This window comes from Streptomyces violaceusniger Tu 4113 (assembly GCF_000147815.2).
GTDB classification, from domain to species: domain Bacteria; phylum Actinomycetota; class Actinomycetes; order Streptomycetales; family Streptomycetaceae; genus Streptomyces; species Streptomyces violaceusniger_A.
This window is the reverse complement of record NC_015957.1, coordinates 2,933,319-2,956,332: the sequence shown is the minus strand read 5'-3', so window position 1 is coordinate 2,956,332 and position 23,014 is coordinate 2,933,319. Positions and strand designations below refer to the sequence as shown.

Annotated in this window: 15 protein-coding genes; 1 reads left to right on the top strand and 14 read right to left on the bottom strand. The window is 72.2% G+C overall.

The window, feature by feature from the left end:
- Positions 1-5: 5 nt before the first annotated feature.
- The 9 genes from ispG to STRVI_RS12785 form a co-directional block, all read right to left on the bottom strand.
- A complete protein-coding gene (gene ispG / locus STRVI_RS12825; protein ID WP_251982613.1) occupies positions 6-1,172 on the bottom strand; it encodes a flavodoxin-dependent (E)-4-hydroxy-3-methylbut-2-enyl-diphosphate synthase in 1,167 nt (388 codons plus the stop codon).
- 4 nt (positions 1,173-1,176) lie between these two features.
- A complete protein-coding gene (gene hpnH, locus STRVI_RS12820) occupies positions 1,177-2,202 on the bottom strand; it encodes an adenosyl-hopene transferase HpnH (protein WP_014056070.1) in 1,026 nt (341 codons plus the stop codon).
- Entirely contained in the window at positions 2,153-2,911 is a 759-nt protein-coding gene (locus tag STRVI_RS12815; RefSeq protein WP_014056069.1) for a phosphorylase family protein, read from the bottom strand. Before STRVI_RS12815 ends, hpnH begins: the two co-directional genes overlap by 50 nt.
- A complete protein-coding gene (gene shc / locus STRVI_RS12810) occupies positions 2,911-4,857 on the bottom strand; it encodes a squalene--hopene cyclase (protein ID WP_014056068.1) in 1,947 nt (648 codons plus the stop codon). The genes STRVI_RS12815 and shc overlap by 1 nt, the downstream gene beginning before the upstream one ends.
- Before the next feature lie 104 nt (positions 4,858-4,961).
- On the bottom strand, positions 4,962-6,059 hold the full coding sequence (locus tag STRVI_RS12805; protein WP_014056067.1) for a polyprenyl synthetase family protein: 1,098 nt from the start codon (positions 6,057-6,059) through the stop codon (positions 4,962-4,964).
- Entirely contained in the window at positions 6,056-7,540 is a 1,485-nt protein-coding gene (gene hpnE / locus STRVI_RS12800; RefSeq protein WP_014056066.1) for a hydroxysqualene dehydroxylase HpnE, read from the bottom strand. Before hpnE ends, STRVI_RS12805 begins: the two co-directional genes overlap by 4 nt.
- A complete protein-coding gene (gene hpnD / locus STRVI_RS12795) occupies positions 7,537-8,499 on the bottom strand; it encodes a presqualene diphosphate synthase HpnD (RefSeq protein ID WP_435532582.1) in 963 nt (320 codons plus the stop codon). The genes hpnE and hpnD overlap by 4 nt, the downstream gene beginning before the upstream one ends.
- Entirely contained in the window at positions 8,496-9,359 is an 864-nt protein-coding gene (gene hpnC / locus STRVI_RS12790; RefSeq protein ID WP_014056064.1) for a squalene synthase HpnC, read from the bottom strand. The genes hpnD and hpnC overlap by 4 nt, the downstream gene beginning before the upstream one ends.
- Positions 9,360-9,798: 439 nt before the next feature.
- Entirely contained in the window at positions 9,799-10,539 is a 741-nt protein-coding gene (locus STRVI_RS12785; RefSeq protein ID WP_014056063.1) for a TetR/AcrR family transcriptional regulator, read from the bottom strand.
- 798 nt (positions 10,540-11,337) lie between these two features.
- Between STRVI_RS12785 and STRVI_RS52045 the strand changes: the two genes are divergently transcribed.
- Complete coding sequence (locus tag STRVI_RS52045; RefSeq protein ID WP_150112892.1) at positions 11,338-11,682, top strand: hypothetical protein; 345 nt, start codon at positions 11,338-11,340, stop codon at positions 11,680-11,682.
- 134 nt (positions 11,683-11,816) lie between these two features.
- Here the strand turns inward: STRVI_RS52045 and STRVI_RS12780 are convergent, their stop codons facing one another.
- The 5 genes from STRVI_RS12780 to STRVI_RS12760 are packed head-to-tail and all read right to left on the bottom strand — an operon-like array spanning position 11,817 to position 23,000.
- On the bottom strand, positions 11,817-13,250 hold the full coding sequence (locus tag STRVI_RS12780) for a cytochrome P450 (protein WP_014056062.1): 1,434 nt from the start codon (positions 13,248-13,250) through the stop codon (positions 11,817-11,819).
- Positions 13,247-14,173 carry an SDR family NAD(P)-dependent oxidoreductase gene (locus STRVI_RS12775; RefSeq protein WP_014056061.1) on the bottom strand — a complete coding sequence of 309 codons (927 nt, stop codon included), beginning with the start codon at positions 14,171-14,173 and terminating at the stop codon, positions 13,247-13,249. The genes STRVI_RS12780 and STRVI_RS12775 overlap by 4 nt, the downstream gene beginning before the upstream one ends.
- Complete coding sequence (locus STRVI_RS12770; RefSeq protein WP_014056060.1) at positions 14,170-14,607, bottom strand: ester cyclase; 438 nt, start codon at positions 14,605-14,607, stop codon at positions 14,170-14,172. Before STRVI_RS12770 ends, STRVI_RS12775 begins: the two co-directional genes overlap by 4 nt.
- A 12-nt stretch (positions 14,608-14,619) precedes the next feature.
- Complete coding sequence (locus STRVI_RS12765) at positions 14,620-17,001, bottom strand: SDR family NAD(P)-dependent oxidoreductase (RefSeq protein ID WP_014056059.1); 2,382 nt, start codon at positions 16,999-17,001, stop codon at positions 14,620-14,622.
- Positions 16,998-23,000: an SDR family oxidoreductase gene (locus STRVI_RS12760; protein WP_014056058.1), complete on the bottom strand. Its 6,003-nt coding sequence runs from the start codon at positions 22,998-23,000 to the stop codon at positions 16,998-17,000. The genes STRVI_RS12765 and STRVI_RS12760 overlap by 4 nt, the downstream gene beginning before the upstream one ends.
- Between the last annotated feature and the right edge of the window lie 14 nt (positions 23,001-23,014).

Sequence of the window (23,014 nt, the reverse complement as noted above, 5' to 3'; positions counted from 1 at the left end):
GTGTATCAGCCCACGGTGACGTCCGGGGTGCCCGACGGGACCCCCTCGTCCTCCATGCGCCGCGCGATGTTCATGGCCTCGTCGATCAGGGTCTCCACGATCTTCGACTCCGGCACGGTCTTGATGACCTCGCCCTTGACGAAGATCTGCCCCTTGCCGTTGCCCGAAGCCACACCCAGATCCGCCTCACGCGCCTCACCGGGGCCGTTCACCACACACCCCATGACCGCGACCCGCAGCGGAACCTCCATGCCCTCCAGACCGGCCGTCACCTCGTCCGCCAACTTGTACACATCCACCTGCGCCCGCCCACACGACGGACACGAAACGATCTCCAGCCGCCGCTGCCGCAGATTCAACGACTCCAGAATCTGGATCCCGACCTTGACCTCCTCCGCCGGAGGCGCCGACAGCGAGACCCGGATCGTGTCCCCGATCCCCTCACTCAGCAGCGCACCGAACGCCACCGCCGACTTGATCGTCCCCTGGAACGCCGGACCCGCCTCCGTCACCCCCAGATGCAACGGATAGTCGCACTGCGCCGCGAGCTGACGGTAAGCGTTGACCATCACCACCGGATCGTTGTGCTTCACCGAGATCTTGATATCCCGGAAACCGTGCTCCTCGAACAGCGAGCACTCCCACAACGCCGACTCCACCAACGCCTCCGGCGTGGCCTTCCCGTACTTCTCCAGCAGCCGCTTGTCCAGCGACCCCGCGTTCACCCCGATACGGATCGGCACACCCGCATCCGACGCCGCCCTCGCGATCTCCCTGACCTTGTCGTCGAACTGCCGGATGTTCCCCGGATTCACCCGCACCGCCGCACACCCGGCATCGATCGCCGCGAACACATACTTCGGCTGGAAATGAATGTCGGCGATCACCGGAATCTGCGACTTCTTCGCGATCACCGGCAACGCGTCCGCGTCATCCTGCGACGGACACGCCACCCGCACGATCTGACAGCCCGACGCCGTCAGCTCCGCGATCTGCTGCAGCGTCGCCCCGATATCCGCCGTCACCGTCGTCGTCATCGACTGAACCGAGATCGGAGCGTCGCCACCCACGGCCACCTGGCCGACCTGGAGGCGGCGCGAGACCCGGCGTGGTGCGAGCGGCCTGCCCGGCATGGCGGGCAGGCCGAGCGCGACCGGTTGCGCTGAGCTCATCCCGTCACCCATGGCTTCCGGCGGCGGTCTCGCGGGCGGCGCGCAGCGACTCCTTGAGGGAGCCCATGGTGGCCAGGACCGCGGTGGGCTCATAGCCGCAGTGGGCCATGCAGTTGTCGCAGCGCGGGTCCTTGCCGCGGCCGTACTTGTCCCAGTCGGTCTCCTCGACCAGTTGGCGGTAGGTCGGGACATAGCCGTCGCTCATCAGATAGCAGGGGCGCTGCCAGCCGAAGAGCGAGTAGTTGGGGATGCCCCACGCGGTGCACGGGAAGTCCGCCTTGCCCTCGAGGAAGTCGAGGAAGAGCGGGCTGTGGTTGAGCCGCCAGCGGCGCCGGTTGCCTCCGGCGAAGGCCTTGCGGAACAGCTCGCGGGTCTGCTCGACGCCCAGGAAGTGCTCCTGGTCGGGCGCCTTCTCATAGGCGTAGGCGGGCGAGATCATCATCTCGTCCACCCCAAGCTCGTCATTGAGGAAGTCGAGCACGTCGACGACGGTCTGCGGGGTGTCGGTATTGAAGAACGTGGAATTGGTGGTGACCCGGAAGCCGCACCGCTTGGCCTCCTTGATGGCCTCCACCGCCTCGTCGAACACCCCCTCCTTCGCCACCGATTCGTCGTGCCGCTCCCGCAGCCCGTCGATGTGCACCGCGAAGGCGAAGTACGGGGAGGGGGTGAACAGATGCATCTTCTTCCGCAGCAGCATCGCGTTGGTGCACAGGAAGACGTACTTCTTCCGCTGCACCAGTTGTCGTGCGATCTCGTCGATCTGCGGGTGCATCAGGGGCTCACCGCCCGCGATGGACACCATCGGGGCACCCGACTCCAGCACCGCGCCCACCGCCTGGGCGACGGGCATGCGCTGCTTGAGGACCCCTGCCGGATGCTGGATCTTTCCGCAGCCCTCGCACTTGAGATTGCACGCGAACAGCGGCTCGAGCTCGACGATCAGCGGGAACTTGTCCCGTCGCCTGATCATTTTCTGTTCAAAGAGATACGTCGCGACCCGGATGGTCTGGCGGAGTGGCATGGCCATCTAGTTCACCTCCTGGGAGCAGCGAAGAATGGTGCCAGTGAAAGAAAGCGGGAAGAACGGTCCGCAGTACCCGGAAAGCTGATATTCCACCGCGGAGCGTGCCGATACGGACGAGTTCATGTTCAGGAGCGTCCACGACCACCCGGACGGCCGCAACCGGACGGACGCCGTGGCATACCGCGGTGCGCAGGGTCGCGGCGGACTCCATGTCCACCGCGATGGCGCCGGTGCTGTGCAGCGCGGCCCGCTCCGCGCCGCGCACCACATGGTCGGAGCCCACGACCGGGCCGATGTGCACGGCCCGGCGGGGGCCGCCCGGAAGAGGGCCGGGGAGGAGTTGTGACAGGGCGTCGGCGAGGATCCGGGTGCCGGTGCATACGGTGCGGCCCGCCGGATCGCGGGTCTCGTCGGCGACAACGATGTCCCCGGGATGCATCCCGGGGGCCAGTCCGGCGCAGAAGCCGGTGGCGATGACGGCGGTGCGCGGCACTCCGCACACCGCCGGCTCTCCGGGCTCACCGGACCTTCCGGTCAGCGCCCGGGTCACGGCGCGCTCGGCCGCCTGCGGCCCCATGCCCGTGCGCAGCACGGTCACGGGCCCGGCGGCGGCGCCGGGCCCGGCGCCGCGCAGGGCGAACCGCTCGATGCCGAGCGCACAGGCGATCAGCAGCGGAGCACCGCCGGCCTCCGGGGCCGGGTCGGCGGACATCAACCGCTCCGCGGTCGCGCCCCGGTGGGCTCGCCGTGGACATACCGGCCCAGTGCCGTGACCGGGAAGACCTGCCGGTACAGGTGGTAGTTGATGGAGAAGTCCCAGGGGAAGCCGGTGCCGGTGAAGTACGGCTCGTCCCAGGAGCCGTCCGCCCGCTGGGTCTCGGCGAGCCAGGTGACCCCGCGCGCGACGGCCGCGCCGTCCCGCTCCCCCGCCGCCAGCAGCGCGAGCAGCGCCCACGCCGTCTGCGAGGCGGTGGAGGCGCCCCGGCCCATCCACTCGGCGTCGAGGTAGGAGCGCTGGTCCTCGCCCCAGCCGCCGTCCTCGTTCTGGACGCTCTCCAGCCAGCGGACGGCCCGGCGGACCGCCGGATGGGAGGCCGGGACGCCGGCGGCGATCAGCGCGGGGACGACGGAGCCGGTGCCGTAGACGTAGTTGGTGCCCCAGCGGCCGAACCAGGCCCCGCTCGGCTCCTGCTCGGACAGCAGCCAGGCGATACCGCGCCGGGTGCGGGCGTCGTACGTCCTCCCTTCGTGGGCGAGCATCTCGACGACGTGCGCGGTGACATCGGCCGACGGCGGGTCGACGACCTCACCGAAGTCGCAGAACGGCAGCTTGTTGGGGAGCGGGCTGGTGTTGTCGGCGTCGAACGCGCCCCACGCCCCGTTCTTGGACTGCATGCCCAGGGTCCAGCGCATGGCGCGCCGCACGGCCGCCTCGATCCGCTCGGGCTCGGGGTGGTCGACCCGGCGCAGCGCCAGCACGACCTCGGCGGTGTCGTCGATGTCGGGGTAGTTGTCGTTGTGGAATTCGAACGCCCAGCCGCCGGAGGGGAGGCCGGGCCGCCGCACCGACCAGTCGCCGGGCCGGTCGATCTGCTCGGCCAGCATCCAGTCGGCGGCCTTGACCAGCGCCGGGTGGTCCGGGGCGAGCCCGGCGTCGGCGAGCGCGATGGCGGCCAGGCAGGTGTCCCAGACCGGGGACTGACAGGCTTCGATCATCCGGCTGCCGTCCTCGCGCCACACCGCGAAGCGGTCGAGCGACTCCAGACCGGCGCGCATCACCGGGTGGTCGAGGTCGTAGCCGAGCAGGTGGAGGGCGATGACGGAGTAGACGGCGGGTGGCTGGATGCCTCCCCAGCAGCCGTCGTTCTCCTGCCGCTCCACGATCCAGCGGGCGCAGGAGCGCAGCGCGGCCCGGCGCAGCGGGCGGAAGGCGACCTTGTGGTAGGCGTGCAGGGCCCGGTCCAGCCGCTGGAAGGCGCCGTCCCAGGAGGCGATGGGGGCCGGCGGGCGGGGCGGGTTGGGTCTGCGGGGGTCGGTGTGGAGCTCGTCGAGGGGAAAGGGGGCCGGGCGCACCGGGCGTTTGGCCGAGACGATGGTCAGCGGCACGATGGTCTGCCGGGCCCAGCAGCCGAAGTCGTAGATGTTGAGCGGCAGCCACTTCGGGAAGTAGATGATCTCCGGTGGCAGCTCGGGCAGGTCCTCCCAGCGCCACCAGCCGAAGAGGGCCAGCCAGATCCGGGTGAACACCCTGCCGGCCGCGATGCCGCCCCGGGAGCGCACCCAGGCGGAGGCGGCGGCCATATGGGGGGCGTCGGGCTCGTCCCCGGCCAGCCGCAGGGCGACATACGCCTCGATGGTGGTGGAGAGCTCGGGCGGCCCGCCGTGGAAGGAGGCCCAGGTGCCGTCGGCGCCCTGCTGGGAGCGGAGGAAGCGGGCCGCGGCGTCGAGGGTGTCGGGGTCCTGGATACCGAGGAACTGCCGGAGCATCAGATCCTCGGCGTCCATGGTGACGTTGGTCTCCAGGTCGCCCTTCCACCAGCCGCGCTCGTCCTGGCGGGACAGCAGGTGCTCCACCGCACGGGCCGTCGCCTCACGGGCGAAACGTAAGGTCTTGGACTCGGATGACTCGGAGGGTTGGACGGTCGGTGTCGCTGTCATGGCTTCCCCTCTGCAGTGTGGTCATCTGCCGTCTTTGGGGCTTCCGTCGGCCGGCACCCCGGCTGGATGCCGGCCGGCGACTGCGAACTAGCGGTCCATGGCGATCATCTCTCTCGTACGACGACGAAATCGGCGAGCGCCACGAACCGCGCCCGGATCTCGGCGGGCATGTCCACCGAGTCCAGCGCCGCCATGGCGGTCGCATGCTGTCTGCGGGCCTCCTGGGAGGTCCAGTCCCGGCCACCTGATTGCTCGATCAACGCGGCGCGGACGGCGAACTCCTCCTCCGAGAAGTCGGCGAACTCCTCTTCCGGCTTGTGCGCGTCGGCCGCGAGGATCTGGGCGAGCCGCTCGGAGTCGGAGCCGCCGGCGGCGAGCGCGGCGACCACAGGGAGGGACTTCTTGCGCTGGCGCAGATCGCTCCAGGTCCGCTTGCCGGTCGTCGCCGGGTCGCCCCAGATGCCGAGCAGGTCGTCGACGGCCTGGAAGGCGAGGCCCAGGTGGTAGCCGTAGCGCTCCAGGGTGTCGGCGGTGCGGTCGTCGGCGCCGCCGAGCACGGCGCCGATCGAGGCGGCACAGGCGAGCAGGGCGCCGGTCTTGTTGCCCTCCATCTCCAGGCACTCCTCGACGGTGACCCGCTCGCGGTGCTCGTAGGAGATGTCCTGGGCCTGGCCGTCGATGAGTTTGCGGGTGGCGGCGGTGAGCCGGCGGGTGGCCCGCCCGGCGTCCGCGGTGCCGAGCTCCAGCAGTATCTCGTTGGCCAGGGCGAACAGGGCGTCACCGACCAGGATGGCCTGGGCCGGGCCGTGCACCTTCCAGACGGTGTCGCGGTGGCGGCGCTGCTCGTCCCCGTCCATCAGGTCGTCGTGGAGCAGTGAGAAGTTGTGCACCAGCTCGACCGCGACCGCGCCGGGCACCCCGGCCCCGGGGGCGGCGCCCGCCGCCTCGGCCGACAGCAGGGCGAGCGCGGGGCGCACGGCCTTGCCGCCGTCGCCCTCCGCCGGGTTGCCCTCGGCGTCGATCCAGCCGAAGTGGTAGGCGGCGACGGTGTCCATGGGCGGGGCCAGCCGGTTCACGGCGGCGCGCAGCACCGGCGTGGCGAGCGTGCGGCCGCGCTCCAGCAACGCCATGACTCCTGCGGTGTCGACAGCGGGGGTCGCCGGGGTCACGGTCTCTCCTCTGTTCTTGGTGGTGGTGCTCATGCCGCCTCCTTGGGCGACTCCCCGCCCGGGGCGGGGAGAGGGTTCACATGCGAGCGGCCGAGGTGGCTGAGGGCCGCCCGGGCGGCGGAAAGACCGCTGCGCACGGCGCCCTCCATGGTCGCGGGCCAGCCGGTGGCGGTCCACGCACCGGCCAGGTAGAGACCGGGCGCGTCGGTCGGGGCGGAGGGCCGCAGGAGCCCGACGCCGGGAACGGGGGCGAAGGTGGCGGTGCGCTCCCGGGTGACGAAGAAGTCGCGCACCTCTGCCCCGCGGGCGACCGGAAGCAGCCGCTCCAGCTCGGGCAGATAGCGCTCGCGCAGCTCGGCCACCGGGCGGTCGATGTCGTCGTAGGCGGCGGACTGCGACACCGCCAGGTACTGGCTGTCCCCGGCCCCGGGCGCGTCCCTGAGCCCCGAGGCGTCCGTACGGTCGAAGACCCACTGGACGGGGGAGCCGATCGCGGCGAAGAACGGGCGGCGCAGCACCGTGCGGTCGTAGATCACATGCAGATTGAGGATCGGCGCGGTGCCGATGCGCAGCAGCTTGCCGGGGTCCTTCAGGGCGCCGTCGGGCAGCAGGGCGTGCGCCTCGCGCTGCGGTACGGCCAGGACCAGCACGTCCGCCTCGGCCGGTGGCTCGTCCCCCGGCCGCCCGGCCGGGGCCACGCTCCAGCGGCCCTCGGGGGTGCGGGTGACGGCGGTCACCCGGGTGCGCAGCTCGGTCGTCACGCCCGCCGCGTCCAGGGCGCGGTGGGCGTGGGTGTGGTGCAGCTCGCCGAGCGGGGCGCGGGCCCAGCCGATGTCGGCGGCGTCGGGCCGGGAGAGCAGCCCGGTCTTGAAGACCATCGCGGCAAGGCCCAGCGAGGCGTTCGGCGCGGTGGCGTTGAGCGTGGCCACGCCGACCAGGTCCCACAGCGCCTCGACGGCGCGCGGCGACTGGCCGTGGCGGCGCAGCCAGCCGGCGAAGTCCACCCCGTCCAGCGCCGGGTCCTGGGGGTCGAGCCGCCCGAGGGCGAGCGCGGCGCGGCCCACCTGGGCGCGCTCGGCGAGGGAGAGATGGGGGTAGGTGGCCAGGCTCCTGGACAGATGGAGCGGCACCGGCAGGGCGGTGCGGCGCAGCCGGCCGAGCCGCCGTCCGCTGCGCCCCTGGGCGTCGAGGACGGGGATGTCCAACCGGCCCTGGAGCGGGGCGAGTCGGGCGGCGCCCACCCGGTCCAGGAACCACTGGTAGGCGGTGCAGCAGCGCAGGTGGACATGCTGGCCGTTGTCGACGGTCAGCTCGCCCGCCGGGGAGGAGCGGTGGAAGGAGAAGGCAAGGCCGCCCAGCCGGGGGCGGCCCTCGACCAGGGTGACCCGCAGCCCGGCGTCGGCCAGCTCGAGCGCCGCCGCCGTACCGGCGAGCCCGCCGCCGATCACCAGCGCGCTCCGCCCGGCGGGGCTGCGTCTGGCGGCCGGGGCGGAGCCCAGGGTCGAATGGGTCACACCGGCCTCCCGGTGCCACGGCGCTCGACCGCGCGGGCGTCAAGACCGGCCAGCCCGCGCACCGCCACATACGCCTTCTCGTGTCCCGGCAGCGAGACGCGGCCGCGCAGGACGGCCGCGGGATCCTTGGCGATCCGGTCCAGGAGTCTGCTGTAGATGCCCGCCATCGCGGACACACACGCCCCGCTGCGCCGGTCCAGCAGCGGCAGCAGCCGGAAGCCCTCGGCGAAGAGCGCCCTGGCCCGGCGCACCTCGAAGTGGACCAGGCCGGTGAAGTCGGCGTCGGGCGGTGCGGTGGAGCCGCGGAACGCGTCGGCGCAGCCGAATTTGGCGAGGTCGTCGGCGGGCAGATAGGTGCGCCCGGTGGCGGCGTCCTCGCGGACGTCCCGGAGGATGTTGGTGAGCTGCAGGGCGAGCCCGAGGGTGTCGGCGTAGTACGGGGCGCGCTCGAGCTCGTCCTCGCTGTGGCCGGTGCCGGGGGCGGTCCCGAAGACGCCGAGCGACAGCCGCCCGATGGCGCCCGCCACGCAGCGGCAGTAGACCTTGAGGTCGTCCCAGGTCTCGTAGGTCTGCCCGGCCACGTCCATCAGCACGCCGTCGATCAGCTCGTCCAGCGCGTCGAGCGGGATCGGGAAGCGGTGTGCGGCATGGGCGACGGCGACGGCGACGGGGTCGGTGTCGTCCTCCTCGATCCCGCCGCCCCGCATCCGGTCCAGCAGGGCACGGGTGTCCGTCAGCCGGGCCCGCTTGGCCTCCGGGTCGAGGGGGCCGTCGCCGATGTCGTCGACCCGGCGGGAGAAGGCGTACAGAGCCGACATCGCATGGCGCTTCTCCGTCGGCAGCAGCCTGATGCCGTAGGCGAAGTTGCGGGCCTGGTGCCCGGTCACGGCCTCGCAATAGCGGTACGCCGCGAGCACTGGCGCGGACGCGTGCGGAGATCCCTTCACGGTCCGGCTCACCCCTCTCTTCGCAGTGTCGCCCCCACCTCGCGCAGCAGGCTGAGCTTGGTGGGCCTGGGCGGTCCAGGGAGTACGTCATGTCCCGCGGCCGCGACCGCCCGCAGGGCGGCCCGCCCCCCGGCCACGAATCCGGCGAGCAGCACCTTGAGCCTGCCGTGGACGCTACCCACCAGGGGGGTGCCTTCATTCAGCAGGGCAGCGGCGCGTTCCGCCTCCTTCGCGACCAGGGCGCGCAACCGTGCGCCGCCCCTGGGGGCGGCGAGGTCGGCCTCGGTCACACCGAAGCGTTTCATGTCCTCTGCGGGCAGATAGACGCGGTCCCTGCGAAGGTCCTCGGACACGTCCTGCAGATGCTCGATGATCTGCAGGGCGGTGCAGATGGCGTCCGAGTGGCGGATCCGCTCGGGGCTCGCGGTGCCGGTGATGCCGAGGACGAGCCGTCCGACCGGGTTGGCGGACAGCTCGCAGTAGTCGAGAAGCTCCTGGTAGGTGGCGTACCGCCGGATCCGCTGGTCCTGGCGGTTGGCCTCGATCAGGCCGCGGAAGGGCTCGGGGGTGAGGCCATGGCGGTGGACGGTGGGGCGCAGGGCCGCCAGCAGCGGATGGCGCGGCTCCCCGAAGGGCTGGAAGACCCGGTGGAGGTCGGCCTCGAACGCGTCCAGCATCGCGAGCGCGTCGCCCGCCCGGTCGCGGTCCAGCCCGAGCAGTTCGGCGTCGGCGCCGCCGGGAGCCAGATCGCCGTCGCCGATGTCGTCGACCAGCCGGGCGTAGCCGTAGACGGCCATCAGATCGGTGCGCCAGGCGCGGGGCAGGAAGAAGGGGGCCACGGGGAAGTTCTCGTGGGCGGCCTTGTCGAGCACGGCACGAGCGGCTTCCTGCCCGCCGCTTCGGCTGCTCGACGTGGTATGGGACCCGCTGCGCTCGTCCTCGACGGTCACCGTGGACAGCCAGGCGTACGGGCGAGACCCAGGACGCCACGTGGATCCCGGCGACCGGGCCCCGCGGGAGCGCTGGAGATGGGCCGTCTAGCCAATGCCGTCACATCCCCCGTTCTACACCGGTTACCAGGGTCGGCACGATCCGGACACGCCGCTCCGTCTTGTCAACGGGCTCCGGCCCCTGGCCCCCGAACAGGGGACAACGGCCGACTCCGGCATGATCCGGACGGTGATTGCCACAGCTTACGCCTCTCGGTGTACACGTGTACGGGGCGATACCCCGATGTGACCTCCGATGTGGCGCCGGGCGGGTAACCGGCGGACGCCCCCGGACCGGTCTCCGGGGGGCCATCGCGTGGCCTCAGACGACCTCTTCGTAGAACTCGGCGATGTCCAGCACACGGCACAGATCGCGGAGCTCGAACTCGAAGAAGTGCTGGCCCTCGGAGAGCGCGAAGGACATATGGCCGAGCGCCTCCATGGAGATCACCCCGTACAGCCGCACCCAGCAGCGGAGCATCACGGCGATGGCGCCGGGGGGCATGTCGACGTCCTGGTCCTCGCTGAGCGCGGTGAGGGTGGTCGCGAGCCCGGGGTCGAGCTCCTCGACCTCCGGGGCGGGGAAGCCGCGCACCCGCCACAGATCGGCGACCAGATCGGAGTAGACGGAGCCGAAGACCCAGCTCATATGGCGCTCGGGCTTGGTCTCCTCACGGCCGAGCCCCGGGGCCCACGGGCCGAGGATGAGCCCGAACTCATGGGGGTGCTTGATCGCCCAGACGCGCAGTGCGCGGGCGCCGCTGATCCACCGGCGGCCCGGCTCCTCCTCGGGGTGCTGACCGAGGACCCCGCGCATGAAGCGGGCCATCTCCTCGAAAATGTCCACCCGAAGCTGAAGGATCAGCGCATCCCGACTACTGAAGTAGCGGTAGACGGCCGGCGCGGTCATGCCCATCTCACGCGCGATGGCGCGGATGGTCACATTTTCCGGGCCCTCCTGAACCAGGAGTGTCCGGGCGACGTCCTTGATTTCACGGATGGTCGCGATGCGCAGGCGCTCGCGCCGTGAGTACGGTGCGACGTGCGCTTCCCCTGGCGACACGCGTCCCCCTCCCTGATGCTGCGCCGCTCGACAACCCGGCGTACACGCACACGATACAGCGCCTCCGTTTAGTGAACAGCGGCGGTGACAGTGGCTCTGGTTCAACTGCTAGTCCTCCGACCCTGCCACAGATCCGTGGGGTTGCCCCGCCGGTTGGCTCAGCGACCACCGTCCGGGTCAGCGGACGACGCGGGGGAGCGTCCGTACATACGTCGGACATTCATTCGGGGAGAAGGCGCGGGAGTGCTCTCGCAACGGCCGGGGAATCGCCGATCGCCGCACTCGGCGGCGCCCTGCGGTAAACGCTCTTAGCGGAGGTGAGAGTACGTTCTCGCCGGCCTCGGCAGGTGCGGGGAAACGGCCCGTCCCACCCGTTCCACCAGGAGCGGAGAGAAAACCGACCGGTCGGCACCGTGGATTTCCACTTCGGCCCGCCGGGAGAGCCTCGAACGCCGGGGGAAAACGGGTCACGGCATTCCGGTCGGCGGCGCGGGGGCGTTCGGCCGGCCCGGGGTTTCCGCGGCTCAGCCGGAGGATGTCGCGGTGACACGGGATCACTGCCGCGTGGTTCACCCGGAGTCGATCCACTCACGCCGTCCGGCCCATACGATTAGGATGCGGCGGAAGCAAGGGTGGTTACCTCAAGAGCGATACCGCCTTTGTCTCCCATATCCGGGCAGCCGGGCCGCGGGCTTTCGTGAAGAGGCCAGGTCGGGTCCGAGAAGCCCGGACCGGGCGGTTCCCACGGACCTCGCCGCTCGGGTCCTCCCGCACCGGGTCCGTTTTCTCGTCAACATCATGACGGGACGCGCTTTCCCCGAAAAGCCCCCGCGCCTCGTCGGTAACGATCTCTCACCCCGACTCCCCGCCGCTGGTGCGGGCGCGTTCCTTACCGCGCCAGTTCGGTTCGCATTCGATCAGCAGTTCACTCCGCGAGAGTTCCTGACGCGCTTTCGCGGGCGAGATCTTCGGCGCGGCATCAAGGAAGGCGACGGGGTCCCGCCCGGCCCGGAACTCAGCTTCCGCTTACGCCTTCGGACCGCGCTGGAAGGGGGCCTCACGTCCATGATCACCGCCTTGCGCGCGCCCGCCGCCTTCTCCGCGACGGCCGCGGCGCACACGGCGGCGGCCGATCGCCCATAGAGGCGCGCTTCCCAACTCGCCCTCCCCCAAGGCGTTTACGGATTTTTTACCACCCGTACAGCCTTCCGGCAGACGGGAAAGGGCGGGTTCGGCCACCAACGGGTGGATCACGCCGGATCCGGGTGACGGCGGGGCTACGGGTGGTGGGGGCAGGCGGCGGGGGCGGCGGGGGCGGTCCGCCGGGACGGGCGGGGCCCGGCGGTGCTCCGCTCGCGCGGGGTCACCGTCACCATCACGTTCTGCAGCGGCCGCAGCGAGATCACCGGCGAGCCGTACCTCAGCTCGGTCCCCGGGATCCGGCTGATCCGGAAGCGCTGGTTCACCATGGCCACGATGACGCGCAGCTCCAGCAGCGCCATGAAGTTGCCCACGCACTGCCGGGGCCCCGTGCCGAACGGGAGGTACGCCATCCGCGGCCGCTCCTTGATGGCCTGCGGGGTGAACCGGTACGGGTCGAAGGCCAGCGGGTTGTCCCAGTGGCGCGGGTTGTGGTGGGAGACCAGCGGGGACAGCAGCACCGAGGAGCCCGGTTCGACGTCATAGCCGCCGAGGGTGTCCGCGTCCACCGCCGCCCTGGGGAAGATCCAGATGGGCGGGTGCATCCGCAGGCTCTCGTCGACGACCATCTTGGTGTACGTGAGCGACTCGGCGCTCGCCACGTCCGGCAGCCCGCCCCCGAGCACCGTGGCGATCTCGGCGTCCAGCTCCTCCTGGACCCCGGGGTGGCCGGCGATCGACAGCAGCGTCCAGCACAGGGAGACGGCCGTGGTCTCATGGCCGGCCAGATAGACGGTGAGCAGCTCGTCCTTGATCTGCTGATCGGTCCAGGGCTCACCGGTGGCCGGGTCGGTGGCCTGCTCCATCAGCGCGATCAGCGGCCCCTCCCCCGTCTCCGCGTAGCTCCGGCGCACATCGGCCACGATGCGGTCGAAGACCCGGTGGATCCTGAGGATCTTGCGCTGCCGGTCCGTCGGCACCCACGAGGGCAGCATCTCCGTGGCGGTGCCGCGCCGGAACATCACCTCCACCACATCGTCCACGATCGTCTTGAGCATCGCCGAGTCCGGTTTGATGTCGTAGGCGAACAGCGAGCGGCTGAGGGTGACCAGGGTCAGCCGCAGCAGGTCGGTCATCAGGTCGACCGGCTCACCGGCGGCGGCCTTCGCCTCCCAGGTCTCCAGCATCTCCTCGGTGGCCCGGATGATGTTGGGGATGATGTCGGTGATGGCGTTCTTGAGGAAGACCGGCTGCACCGCCCGCCGGTGGGCGCGCCAGAACTCACCGTCGGTGGTGAGCAGTCCCTTGCCCATGACCACGCCGAACTGCTCGTAGAGCGGGCCGCGGACGTAGTTGCCGTTGTTCTCCACCAGCACCCGGCGCACCGCCTCGGGCTCGGTCACCTGGTGCACCAGGAAGGGGCCGAGCCGCATCCGGACGATCTCGCCGTGGTCGCGCTGCAGTCCGAGGAGGAATTCGGCGGTGTTCCGCTTCCAGGGGCCCAGACTGCCCATCAGCGGGACGCCCTTGGGGCCGGGTGCCACGCGCGGTGCGGAGGTCGCTGTGCTCATCGGTGGTCTCCTTGCTTTCGCGGCCGCGGCCCGCGGGGCACCGGAAAGAGGCGGCGCACGAAGAGATGGTCGAAAAGGACGTCGGGCGCGAGGCGCCGCAGGGCGATCGTGCTGTGGGCGAGGAGTCCGACGGGGTAGCGGGCGCGCGGCCGGGAGCCGCGGGCGCCCTTGGCCACCACCTTCGCCACCCGCCGGGCCACGTCGTCGGACTGGATCGCGAAGGTGCCCGCCAGGGTCCGGCGGCTGCCGGTGTAGATCGCCTCGAAGTACTCGGCGCTCTCCCGGCGGAAGGTCTCGTACGTCCGGCTCACCGGCCGCAGATTGGCGACGTAGGTGGCGCCGAAGCGGGTGGTGCGCACCGGGCCCGGCTCGACGAGGACGACCCGCACCCCGAAGTCGGCCACCTCGTTCCGCAGGGAGTCGCTGAGCGCCTCCACGGCGTGCTTGGTGGCGTTGTAGAAGCCCGAGCCGGGGACGGCGTAACGGCCGAAGATGGAGGAGATGTTGACGATGGTGCCGCCGCCGTGGGCGCGCATCGCGGGCAGCACAAGCTGGCTGAGCCGGACCAGTCCGTACACATTGGTCTCGAACTGCTCGCGCACCTCGGCCATGGAGGCTTCCTCGATACAGCCCGACATGGCGTAGCCGGCGCTGTTGACCAGCGCCCCGACCGCGCCGTGCGCCGCCTCGACCTTGGCGACGGCGGTGGCCATGGACTCCTCGTCGGTGACGTCGAGCGCCAGGGTGCGGATGCCGAGCGCCGCGAGCTCATCCAGCGTCTCGGGCCGCCGCGCGGTGGCGTACACGGCATGCCCGGCCCGGTGCAGCCGCAGCGCGCACGCGCGGCCGATGCCGGAGGAGCAGCCGGTGATGAGGACCGGGAGGCCGGCCCCGGGTCCCGGGGCCGGCGAGCGGCCGGTCACGCGGGGGGCGCGTCGAACGCCCCGAGCTGGGTGGCGAGGTCGTAGCTGTCCATGGAGAACCAGCTCTCCACGATCTTGCCCTCGTCGTTGAACTCGTCGATGACGATGCCGGGGATCTCCAGCGCGCGGCCCTGCGCCGGGATGATGCCCGCGTAGGCGTCGCCGGTGTGGGTGCCGCGTGCGGTGAACCGGCTGACGACCTTGTTCCCGTCCAGGATCCAGTCGTTCACGGTGACCTGGAGGTCGGGGAAGGAGGCGCGCTGCAGCCGCACCCACTCCTTCAGGTGCTCCACGCCTTCCTTGCCGTTCTCGGCGGTGCCGTGGCTGATGTGGTCCTCGGTGGCGCCCTCGTAGATGACGTCCAGATTGCCCTTGTTGAGGCACTGCTCGTAGTAGCGCTCGAGGACGGCCTTGTTCTGTTCGGGAGTGGACATGGTGTTCCCCTTCTATTCCGTGGTGTTTCCCAGCGGGCCGGAGAGTCCCGAGACGGTCGCCACGGGCTCCCCGGAGTCTGCGTCGGTGATCCGCCAGACGCCGAGCGAGGGATCGCCCTCGATGCGGGTGGGTCCGCGCTCGGCGGAGTGCGGTGTGATGCGGCCGAGGATCAGTGGGTCGGCGGTGACCGAGAGGCCGTCGCCCCGGGTGGTGCACCGCCGCACCACGTTCTCCAGCGCGGCGACCGGCAGGGCCGTCCCGGGCACGAGGGGCGTCGCCCACAGGTCGGCCGGCAGGCAGCGCGGGACCTCGGCCGCCACTCGGCCCTCCGGTCCCACCGTCCACGCCGACAGCGGCACCACGGCGCCGCGCCAGTGCAGGAACGGCGGCCCGGAGCGGAGGGTGGTGGTCTGCCGGGCGGTGGGGCTCGGCGGGGCGGGCGGCCGTGGCGCGCCGGTCTCGTGGACGACGCGCAGGCTCGCCTCGGCGCCGTCCCCGGCCCCCTCCCGGCGGTAGCGGACCTCGACGATCCAGTTGTGCCCCTCGTGGAAGCCGCGGGCCTCGCGGACCAGCCGGATCGCCCGGCCGTCCAGGCGCAGCAGCGACAGCGGCACCACGATCTCCTCCAGAACACCGGCCGTGAGCGCCGGGAAGTCCTCCGGGACGATCCATTCGGCGGCCCGCAGGGCGTTCTCCAGCACGAGGGAAGGCGGCAGCGCGGGGGCGCCGTCGATGCGGAAGTCGCCGAGCGCGGGGGTGTGTTGGGGGTCGAGGACGACGCGTGCCGTCATCCGGGCGTGCGGCTGGTAGGCGGTCACCTCACCGAGGTGGAAGATCTTCGGATAGGCGGTGGCGAAACCGGGCAGCGCGGGCACCACGGGATAACCGATGGCCTGTCCCGGGTCGATGGCCTGGCCCAGCGGCCCGACGAAGGTGACCTCGCCCTCGGAGGCCCCCAGCAGTTCGGCCCGCCACCGCTCCAGCCCGTCCGCCACGTCGATCGCGGCCATGTAGCGCAGGGTGGCGGCGAAGTTGGCGATCAGCCCGATGCGGTCCCAGGTGGGCCAGGCGAGGGTCATCACGGGGAACGCGGCCCGGCGGGCGGCCCACTGGCCGAGCCGGGCCAGCCCGTCGTTGGCCGCGGCGTATTCGAGCTGGCCCACCATGCCGCCGAGGCGTCCGGTGAGGGAGCCGACGCTGCAGAAGAACTTCAGGTCGCGCCTCCGCACCTCCTCGAAGACGTTGAGGAAGCCCTCGATCTTGACCTCGACGGTGCGCAGGATCTCCTCGTCGGTCTTCTTCGGCAGCCGGGCGGAGGTGTCCACTCCGGCGTTGTGCACCACTCCGGCGAGCCTGCCGCCCTCCAGCGCGTCCTCGCGCCGGATGAGCTCGCGCACCTGGGCGCGGTCGGTGAAGTCGCAGCGCGCGTACTCGACGCGCAGCCCCTCCCGCCGGGCGCGGGTCAGATGGGTGGCGAGCTCCCACAGGCGGTGGGTGCGGGCGAGCCGGGCCCGGGTCTTCGCGGGCGACTCGCCCTTCGTACGGCCCGCCCAGACCCCCTTCTCGTACCGCTTCCAGCCGGCCTCGTCCACGCCGAACCAGGGCTCGTCCCCGCTCGGGAACGGCTCCCGGCCGGTGACCACGACCCGTACGCCGTGCCGGGCGGCCAGCGAGCGGGCCAGCTCCCAGCCGATGCCCCGGCCGCCGCCGGAGATCAGCACGGTGTCCTGGGGGCCGAGGGTGAGGGCGGGCGCGGCCACGGGCCGGTCCTCGGGGGTGAGGGTGAACCGGCGGCCGTCCCGGTGCCCGACCTCGATCTCGCCGGTGCGGCCGAGCTCGGCGGCGACGATGCCGGGCAGGTCGGCGGAGGCGGCCAGGTCGATGTCCACGACGCGGGCGTTCACATTGGGGAACTCCCGGTGCAGGGTCTTGGCGAGCCCCGCCCAGATGCCGCCCAGGGGCTGCTCCAGACCGTCGCGCGGATGCTGGCCCATCCCGCCGCCGAGATAGCTGACGGCGAGATAGAACAGCCGGTCCGCGGTCGTCTCCGCCGCCCAGTCGTCGTACACGCCGCGCAGCGCGGTCACGGTCTCGGTCAGCGCCTCCCGCCAGGCCCCGGCGAAGGCGGCGGGGTCCGGGTCGTACGCCCGGCCCACCGTGAGGTCGACGATGGCGTCCACGGGGCCGGGGCCGTCCGGCTCCCGGCGCACCAGCGCGCCGTGTTCCTTCAGTTCGCGCTCCACACCGGCGGCGATGTCCTCCTCGCCGCCGATCAGCAGCACCCGTATCCCGGCGAGCCGGGGGTGCGGCCCGGCGGGGGGCGGCAGCTCGGTGAGCCGCCACACCATCCGGGTCACCGGCTGGACCGGCGCGCCTTCCTCGGCCAGGGTCATGTCCGGTCCTCCCCCGCTGCTGCCTGTTCGACGGGGACGGCCTCGCCGGTCTCGGCGTCGATGTAGCCGATGAGGGTGGCCCGCATGTCCTTCATCTGCAGGAGCATCCGGCCGTCGGGCCGCACCGCGACGAAGCGGTTGCTGATGGCGTCGGCCGTCAGATCGAAGCCGGGCGGGGTGACGAAGAGGTCGACGGCCTCCCCGGAGGCGGCCAGATCGTGGTCGCTGATCTCCTCGTACAGATCGATCCGGCGGATCGACAGCGGTGCGGCCACCGGCACCAGATGCCCGTCGACCAGATCCAGCACCCCCACCCGGGCCAGCCCGTCGAGCAGGATGGACGGCACGGTGAAGCGGGACCACACCAGGTCGCCCGCCGGGATGCCGGGCGCGTAGCGGGCGCGCTTGCCCCGGGGGTGGATCCGGGTGTCGGTGGTGGAGACGAACGGGCCGGTCAGCCGCACCGGGGAGCCGGGCTGGTGGTACGGGTCGGGGACCGGGGTCTCCTCTCCCGCCGGCCACTCCTCCCAGCGCGGCGCGGTGGGCGCCTCGGTGTCGAGCAGCACCCGGGCCAGGAAGTGGACCCGGTCCTTGACCAGGACCACTCCGCTGGGCGCGACCACGTCCTCGGTGATCCGCACCTGGACGACGGTCACCTCGCCGGGGCTGTCGACCAGCTCCGCGCGGATGCGCCGCGGACCGGCCGGGAGGTCGCGGTAGACCCGCAGGAAGTGCTCGAAGCGCAGGTCCTCGAAGGCGATCACCCGCTTGCCGGGGACCAGGGCGCGGGCGGCTTCGGCGGCCAGTTCGGTGACGAAGGTGCCGGGCAGGGTGGCCTCGCCGCGCACCGTGTGGTGCTCCAGATAGCCGTCGGTCTCCAGGTCGAAGGGGCACTCGTAGACCACGGACCGCTCATCGGCCTCCAGCAGCCGGCGCAGGAAGAACGCGGGCCGCTCCGCCTCGCCCGTGGTGGCCAGATAGCCGGGGTAGAAGCGCTCGACGGTGGCGCGCTCGGCGTCGCCGAGGTGGACGACGGAGGGGCGCCGCACCGGGGCGTGCAGCTCCTGGACGAAGTGGTGGATGCCCTCGGCGATGGCCATGTTGCTGTACGACCCGGCGCGCTCGTAGTACGCCTTGGTCAGCTCGTTGGCGCCCATGCCGACGCCTTCCCACAGCGTCCAGCCGATGGTGAACTCGTCCGTCCGCGGATCGGTGGCCCGGGTGTGGGTGGCGGCGGCGGCCAGGAAGTCGTTGGCCGCGGCGTAGTCGGCCTCCCCGAGCTGTCCGAAGTAGCCCAGCAGCGAGCCGAAGTTGCACCACAGCCGGGGCGGCGCGGTGCGCAGGGCGTGCTTGAGGTGGAGGTAGGAGTCCAGCTTCAGATCGCGGATGGCGGTGAACTCGGCGAAGCTCTTGTCCTTGATCAGCCCCGAGCGCTGCAGCCCGGCGGCGTTGACCAGCAGGTCGATCCGCCCCTGCTCGTCCAGGACCCGGCCGATCGCCGCGTCCACCGCGTCGCCGTCGCGCATGTCGCAGGCGAGGTAGGTGACCCGGCCGGCGCCGCTGTGGGCGGCCATCTCGTCCAGGTTCCGGCGCGCCCAGCGGGCGTTGACCATGCGGTCGAAGGCGCGGTTGATGTCGGCGACGGTGCGGCCGTCGCGCCGGGCGATCTCCGTCTTGATGTAGCCGGCGCGGCGGGCGGCGAACTCCTCGTGGGTGCCCTCATAGGTCTCCGGCGGCCAGTCGTCCAGGGAGTTGCTGCCGAGGACGTAGAGCCGGGGCCGGAAGTGCTCGGCGACCGCCTTGACCACCTCGGCGGTGATGCCCCGGGCGCCTCCGGCGACCACCACGACGGAGTCCCGGCCGAGGACGGCCGGCGCCCCCTCGCCGGGGCCGCCCGGCTCGTCGGAGAGCAGGTACGTCTTCCGTACGCCGTCGATGTCGAACACCGCGGGGAAGACCCGCTCGGCCGCGCTCTCCTCCTCGGCCCGGGCCATCGCCTCGGTGAGGTCGGTGGCGGAGGTGCAGAGCGTGAAGGCGAGGCAGGCGTCGCGCTCCAGGGCCGCGGTCTTCCACAGCCCGGTGAAGAGCCCGGTGTACGGATGCGGGGTGCCGCCGGGCGCGGCGCCCAGCAGCAGCGCCACGGCCGAGGAGCCGGGGTCGCCCAGGTCGTCGTAGGCGTGCTGGAGCGTCAGATAGGCGGCGTCGTGCAGGGCGGTGAGGCCGGGCGCGGGGCCGTCCGTGGGCGCCCGGCCGAGGTCGGCGACCACCCTGAGGTGGATGGCCCCGGGGCCCGCACCGGCCAGGGCCCGGCGGACCGACTCCTCGGTGACCTCGGACAGATGGTGCCAGCCGGGGCGCGGGGCCCCGAGCGGCGCCGTGGACAGGACGGTGAGGTCCGCGTCCGGCGGCGCGGCACCGGCGAGCAGCTCGGGCGCGTCGGTGAGCACCACCGCGCCCGCGGGGAGGAACCGGGTGCGCTCGCGCACGGTGCGCGCGGGCAGCTCGGTCAGGACGGGCACCTGGCGGCGGACCCGCACGGGGGTGCCGTCCGCGAGCCGTCCGTCGGTGGCGAACGCGGCGGGCAGCGCGGCCGGGGCCGCCTCGGCGGGGCCGGGCCCGGCGTCCTCACCGGCCCCCGGGATGGTCAGCCGGAGCCGGGCCCCGGCGGCGCCCTCGCTCTCGTCGGTGGCGATCTCCACGCTCCCCGAGGGCCGGTGCAGCGCCTTGAGAACGGCGAGACCACCGGCCGCGCCCAGATAGCGGGCGTGCTCGGGCGCGGGCGCGCCGCACAGCAGGATCTCGTCCGGGGCGGCCTCGCCGCGCCCCGCCTCGACGGCACCGAGCGGCTCGTCCACGTACGCGAGCACCTCGAGCCCCGCGGCGCGGGCCCGCTCCTCGGTGGTCAGGGCGAACAGGAAGGCGCCCTCGGCGAGTTCCTCGGCCTCCGGCGGCAGCAGCTCGCCGATCAGCGTGCGGTACTCCGGGAGGCTGTTGCCGTTGATCCCGCCCGCGAGCGCGAAGTCGAGCTCCCCGGTGCGCAGATAGCGGCCCGCGGAGGTGATGGAGGAGACGGCGGAGGCGAAGCCGGAGTCCATCGTCATGTTCGGGCCGTTGAGGTCGAAGTAGTTCGCCACCCGGGCCGAGATGATGTTGGGCATCTGGCCGGGGAAGGAGTCCTCGTTGGAGGCCGGGATCATGTCGCGTACGCGGTCGCCGAGCCGCTCCAGAACCCCCGGCAGGGCATCGGAGTCCAGCTCGCCGATCGCCTCGGCGATGTCGTCGAGATAGCAGCGGTTGGCGTAGAGCATCGCGGCGCGGGTCGGGCCCATATGGCCGACGAACACGCCGGTCTTGAGCGCCCGCTCCTGCCAGAAGTCCGCCATCTGGTCCCGGAGTTGATGGGCGCACTCCACGATCATGAGCTGGCAGCGGTCCAGCGCGCGGATGGTCTTGGGAGGCAGCCGGACCTTGTTGAACGGCGGCGCCGGGTACTGCTCGCCGAAGCTGTCGCGGGGGCGCGGACCGCCGCCCAGCCAGCGGGTGACCTCCTCGCGGCCCTCCAGCCCCGGCAGATGGGCCGACCAGCCGACGATCGCCACCCGGCTGCCGGGGTCGGGGACCTTGGTGACGGTCGCGGGGGCCCGGTCGGTGGTGGCGTTCGCGGCGGCGGGGCGCGGCCGGTGCTCGGAGACGATCAGATGGGCGTTGGTGCCGCCGAAGCCGAAACCGGACACCGCGGCCAGCCGCGGGCCCTCCGGCTTCCCCGGCCACTCCTTGTGCTCGGGGGTGATCTCCAGTCCGGTCTCGGCGAGCCGGAAGTCCTCTCGGGGCCGGGAGAAGCGGAACTGACCGGGGATGGTGTGCTCGGCCAGGCCCAGCAGGTTCTCGATGAGCGAGACCACGCCCGCCGCCCAGCCGGTGTGGCCGATCAGGGACTTGTTGGAGGTGACCGCGGCCGGTCCGGCGGTGCCGTAGTACTCCCGCAGCGTGGTGAACTCGGCGAGATCCCCGGCCGGGGTGCCGGTGGCGTGGGCGTTGACCCAGCTCACCGCGGAGCCCTCGACCTCGCCCGCCTCCAAGGCGCGGCGCACCGCCAGGCTCTGGCCGGCGGCGTTGGGCGCGTAGATGGCCTTGCCCTTGCCGTCGGAGGACGAGCCGAACGCCCGGAGCACCCCGAGCACCTCGTCCCCGTCGGCCCGCGCCCGGCTCAGCCGCTTGAGGACGACCAGCGCGGCGCCGTCGGCGAAGATCACCCCGTCGGCGTCCTCGTCGAGCGCGTGCACCTCACCGCGCTTGGAGAGCCCCTGGAGCTTGGAGAAGAGCACGGTGCCGCGCGGCGCGAGCGCGAAGGCGCCGCCGCAGACCGCGATGTCCTGCTTGCCCATCAGCAGACCCTTGGCGGCGATGTCGATCGCGTACAGAGAGGAGGAGCAGGCGGTGTCCACCATGTGCAGCTCGGTGGAGGGCGGCAGCAGCCCGCGCATCGCCAGCTCGCCGACGCGATGCGGCAGAAAGCGCGAGCGGTCCCGGCCGGCGCGCCAGTAGCGGCGGGTCAGGGCCGCCTCGATGTCGCCGCCCAGGGTGGTGCGCTCGCCGTCCTCCAGCGGGAGGTCCCGGAGGATGTCCTGCGTCATCCGGGTGACGCTGTCCAGCACCCCGGCCTCTTCGAGGTGCTGGCTGCCGTCGGGGGTGTAGCCGACGACGAAGGAGCAGCGGTCGGTGTCCTGGTGGCGCACCCCGTCCAGGGCCTGGACCAGGCTGTGGCGCAGCCACATGGTGGTCAGCTCGTGGTCGTCCGTGCCGTCGGCCATGCTGTCGACGGAGCCGGGGGCGGCCTCGAAGTCCGTGATGAAGACGCAGCGGTCGGCGTACGCCTTGTCCTCGGCGGCGGTGTCGACGGCGTGGAAGTTCTCATGCCGCCAGCGGTCCCGGGGGATCTTGACGAACAGCTCGTCACCGGTCGTACGGAGCTTCCAGAACTCCTCGGGACTGTTCGCCCCGGCGCCCGCCAGGCCCATGCCGACGACGGCGATCGCGTCGTCGGGGACATCGGGGGGCAGGCCGGGGCCGGGCGCGTCCACGGTCTCGGTGACGGCGGCCTCGGTGACGGCGGCGGCCTGGGCGGCCTCGGGCCGTACGGGCTCGGGCCGTACGGGCTCGGGCGCCGCGACGGGCTCGGACTCGGGCTCCCGTGCGGCCTCCTCCCGTACGGGGGCGGCGGCGGGCGGGGACAGGAGGGCGGCGCCCAGCGTCAGTCCCCCGTCCGCGAGCACCACCTGTCCGGTGATCCACCGCGAGGCGTCGGAGGCCAGGAAGGCGACGACGTCGGCGAACTCCTCAGCGGTGCCCAGCCGTCCGAAAGGCGTCGCCCTGGCGATCACCTCCTGCATCTCCCGGGCCCGGGGGAACTTGTCCGCGACATCGCTTTCGAGCATCGCGGCCGAGGCGGTGTTCACCCGGATGCCGAGCGGGGCGAACTCCACCGCGAGATAGCGGGTCGCCGCCTCGGCGGCCGCCTTGGCGGGGGCGCAGGCCGAGTAGTTGGCCATCACCATCTGCGAGCCGCCGAGCGCCGAGACGGTGACGATCGACCCGCCGCCGGTGCGCGCCATCAGCGGGGCCGCGCCGCGGGCGCAGCGCAGTCCCCCCTTGTAGTTGGTGTCGATGGCCTTGGCGATGTCCTCGTCGGTCACCTCGGCCAGGGGCAGCAGGGCCCCGTTGGCGGCGCTGTTGACCAGGATGTCCAGCCGCCCGTGGCGCTCCTCGATCTCGGCGAACATCCGGTCGACCTGCTCCTGCCGGACCACCGAGGCCCGTGCGAGCTCGACCCGGGCGCCGGTTGCCACCAGTTCGTCCCTGGTGCGCTTGGCCTGGTCGTGCGAGTGGAAATAGTTGAGGACGATGTCGGCGCCGCGGGCCGCGAGGGTGCGCGCGATCGCCTTTCCCACGCCCTTGGAACCTCCGGTGACCAGGGCCACCTTCCCCGTGAGGTCTTTCATGGAACGACTGACTC

Excerpts from the sequence above, each read along its gene's own strand:
- ispG (WP_251982613.1), bottom strand. The coding sequence starts at position 1,172 with ATGAGCTCAGCGCAACCGGTCGCGCTCGGCCTGCCCGCCATGCCGGGC.
- hpnH (WP_014056070.1), bottom strand. The coding sequence starts at position 2,202 with ATGGCCATGCCACTCCGCCAGACCATCCGGGTCGCGACGTATCTCTTT.
- STRVI_RS12815 (WP_014056069.1), bottom strand. The coding sequence starts at position 2,911 with ATGTCCGCCGACCCGGCCCCGGAGGCCGGCGGTGCTCCGCTGCTGATC.
- shc (WP_014056068.1), bottom strand. The coding sequence starts at position 4,857 with ATGACAGCGACACCGACCGTCCAACCCTCCGAGTCATCCGAGTCCAAG.
- STRVI_RS12805 (WP_014056067.1), bottom strand. The coding sequence starts at position 6,059 with ATGAGCACCACCACCAAGAACAGAGGAGAGACCGTGACCCCGGCGACC.
- STRVI_RS52045 (WP_150112892.1), top strand. The coding sequence starts at position 11,338 with ATGACGGGACGCGCTTTCCCCGAAAAGCCCCCGCGCCTCGTCGGTAAC.
- STRVI_RS12780 (WP_014056062.1), bottom strand. The coding sequence starts at position 13,250 with ATGAGCACAGCGACCTCCGCACCGCGCGTGGCACCCGGCCCCAAGGGC.
- STRVI_RS12770 (WP_014056060.1), bottom strand. The coding sequence starts at position 14,607 with ATGTCCACTCCCGAACAGAACAAGGCCGTCCTCGAGCGCTACTACGAG.
- STRVI_RS12765 (WP_014056059.1), bottom strand. The coding sequence starts at position 17,001 with ATGACCCTGGCCGAGGAAGGCGCGCCGGTCCAGCCGGTGACCCGGATG.
- STRVI_RS12760 (WP_014056058.1), bottom strand. The coding sequence starts at position 23,000 with ATGAAAGACCTCACGGGGAAGGTGGCCCTGGTCACCGGAGGTTCCAAG.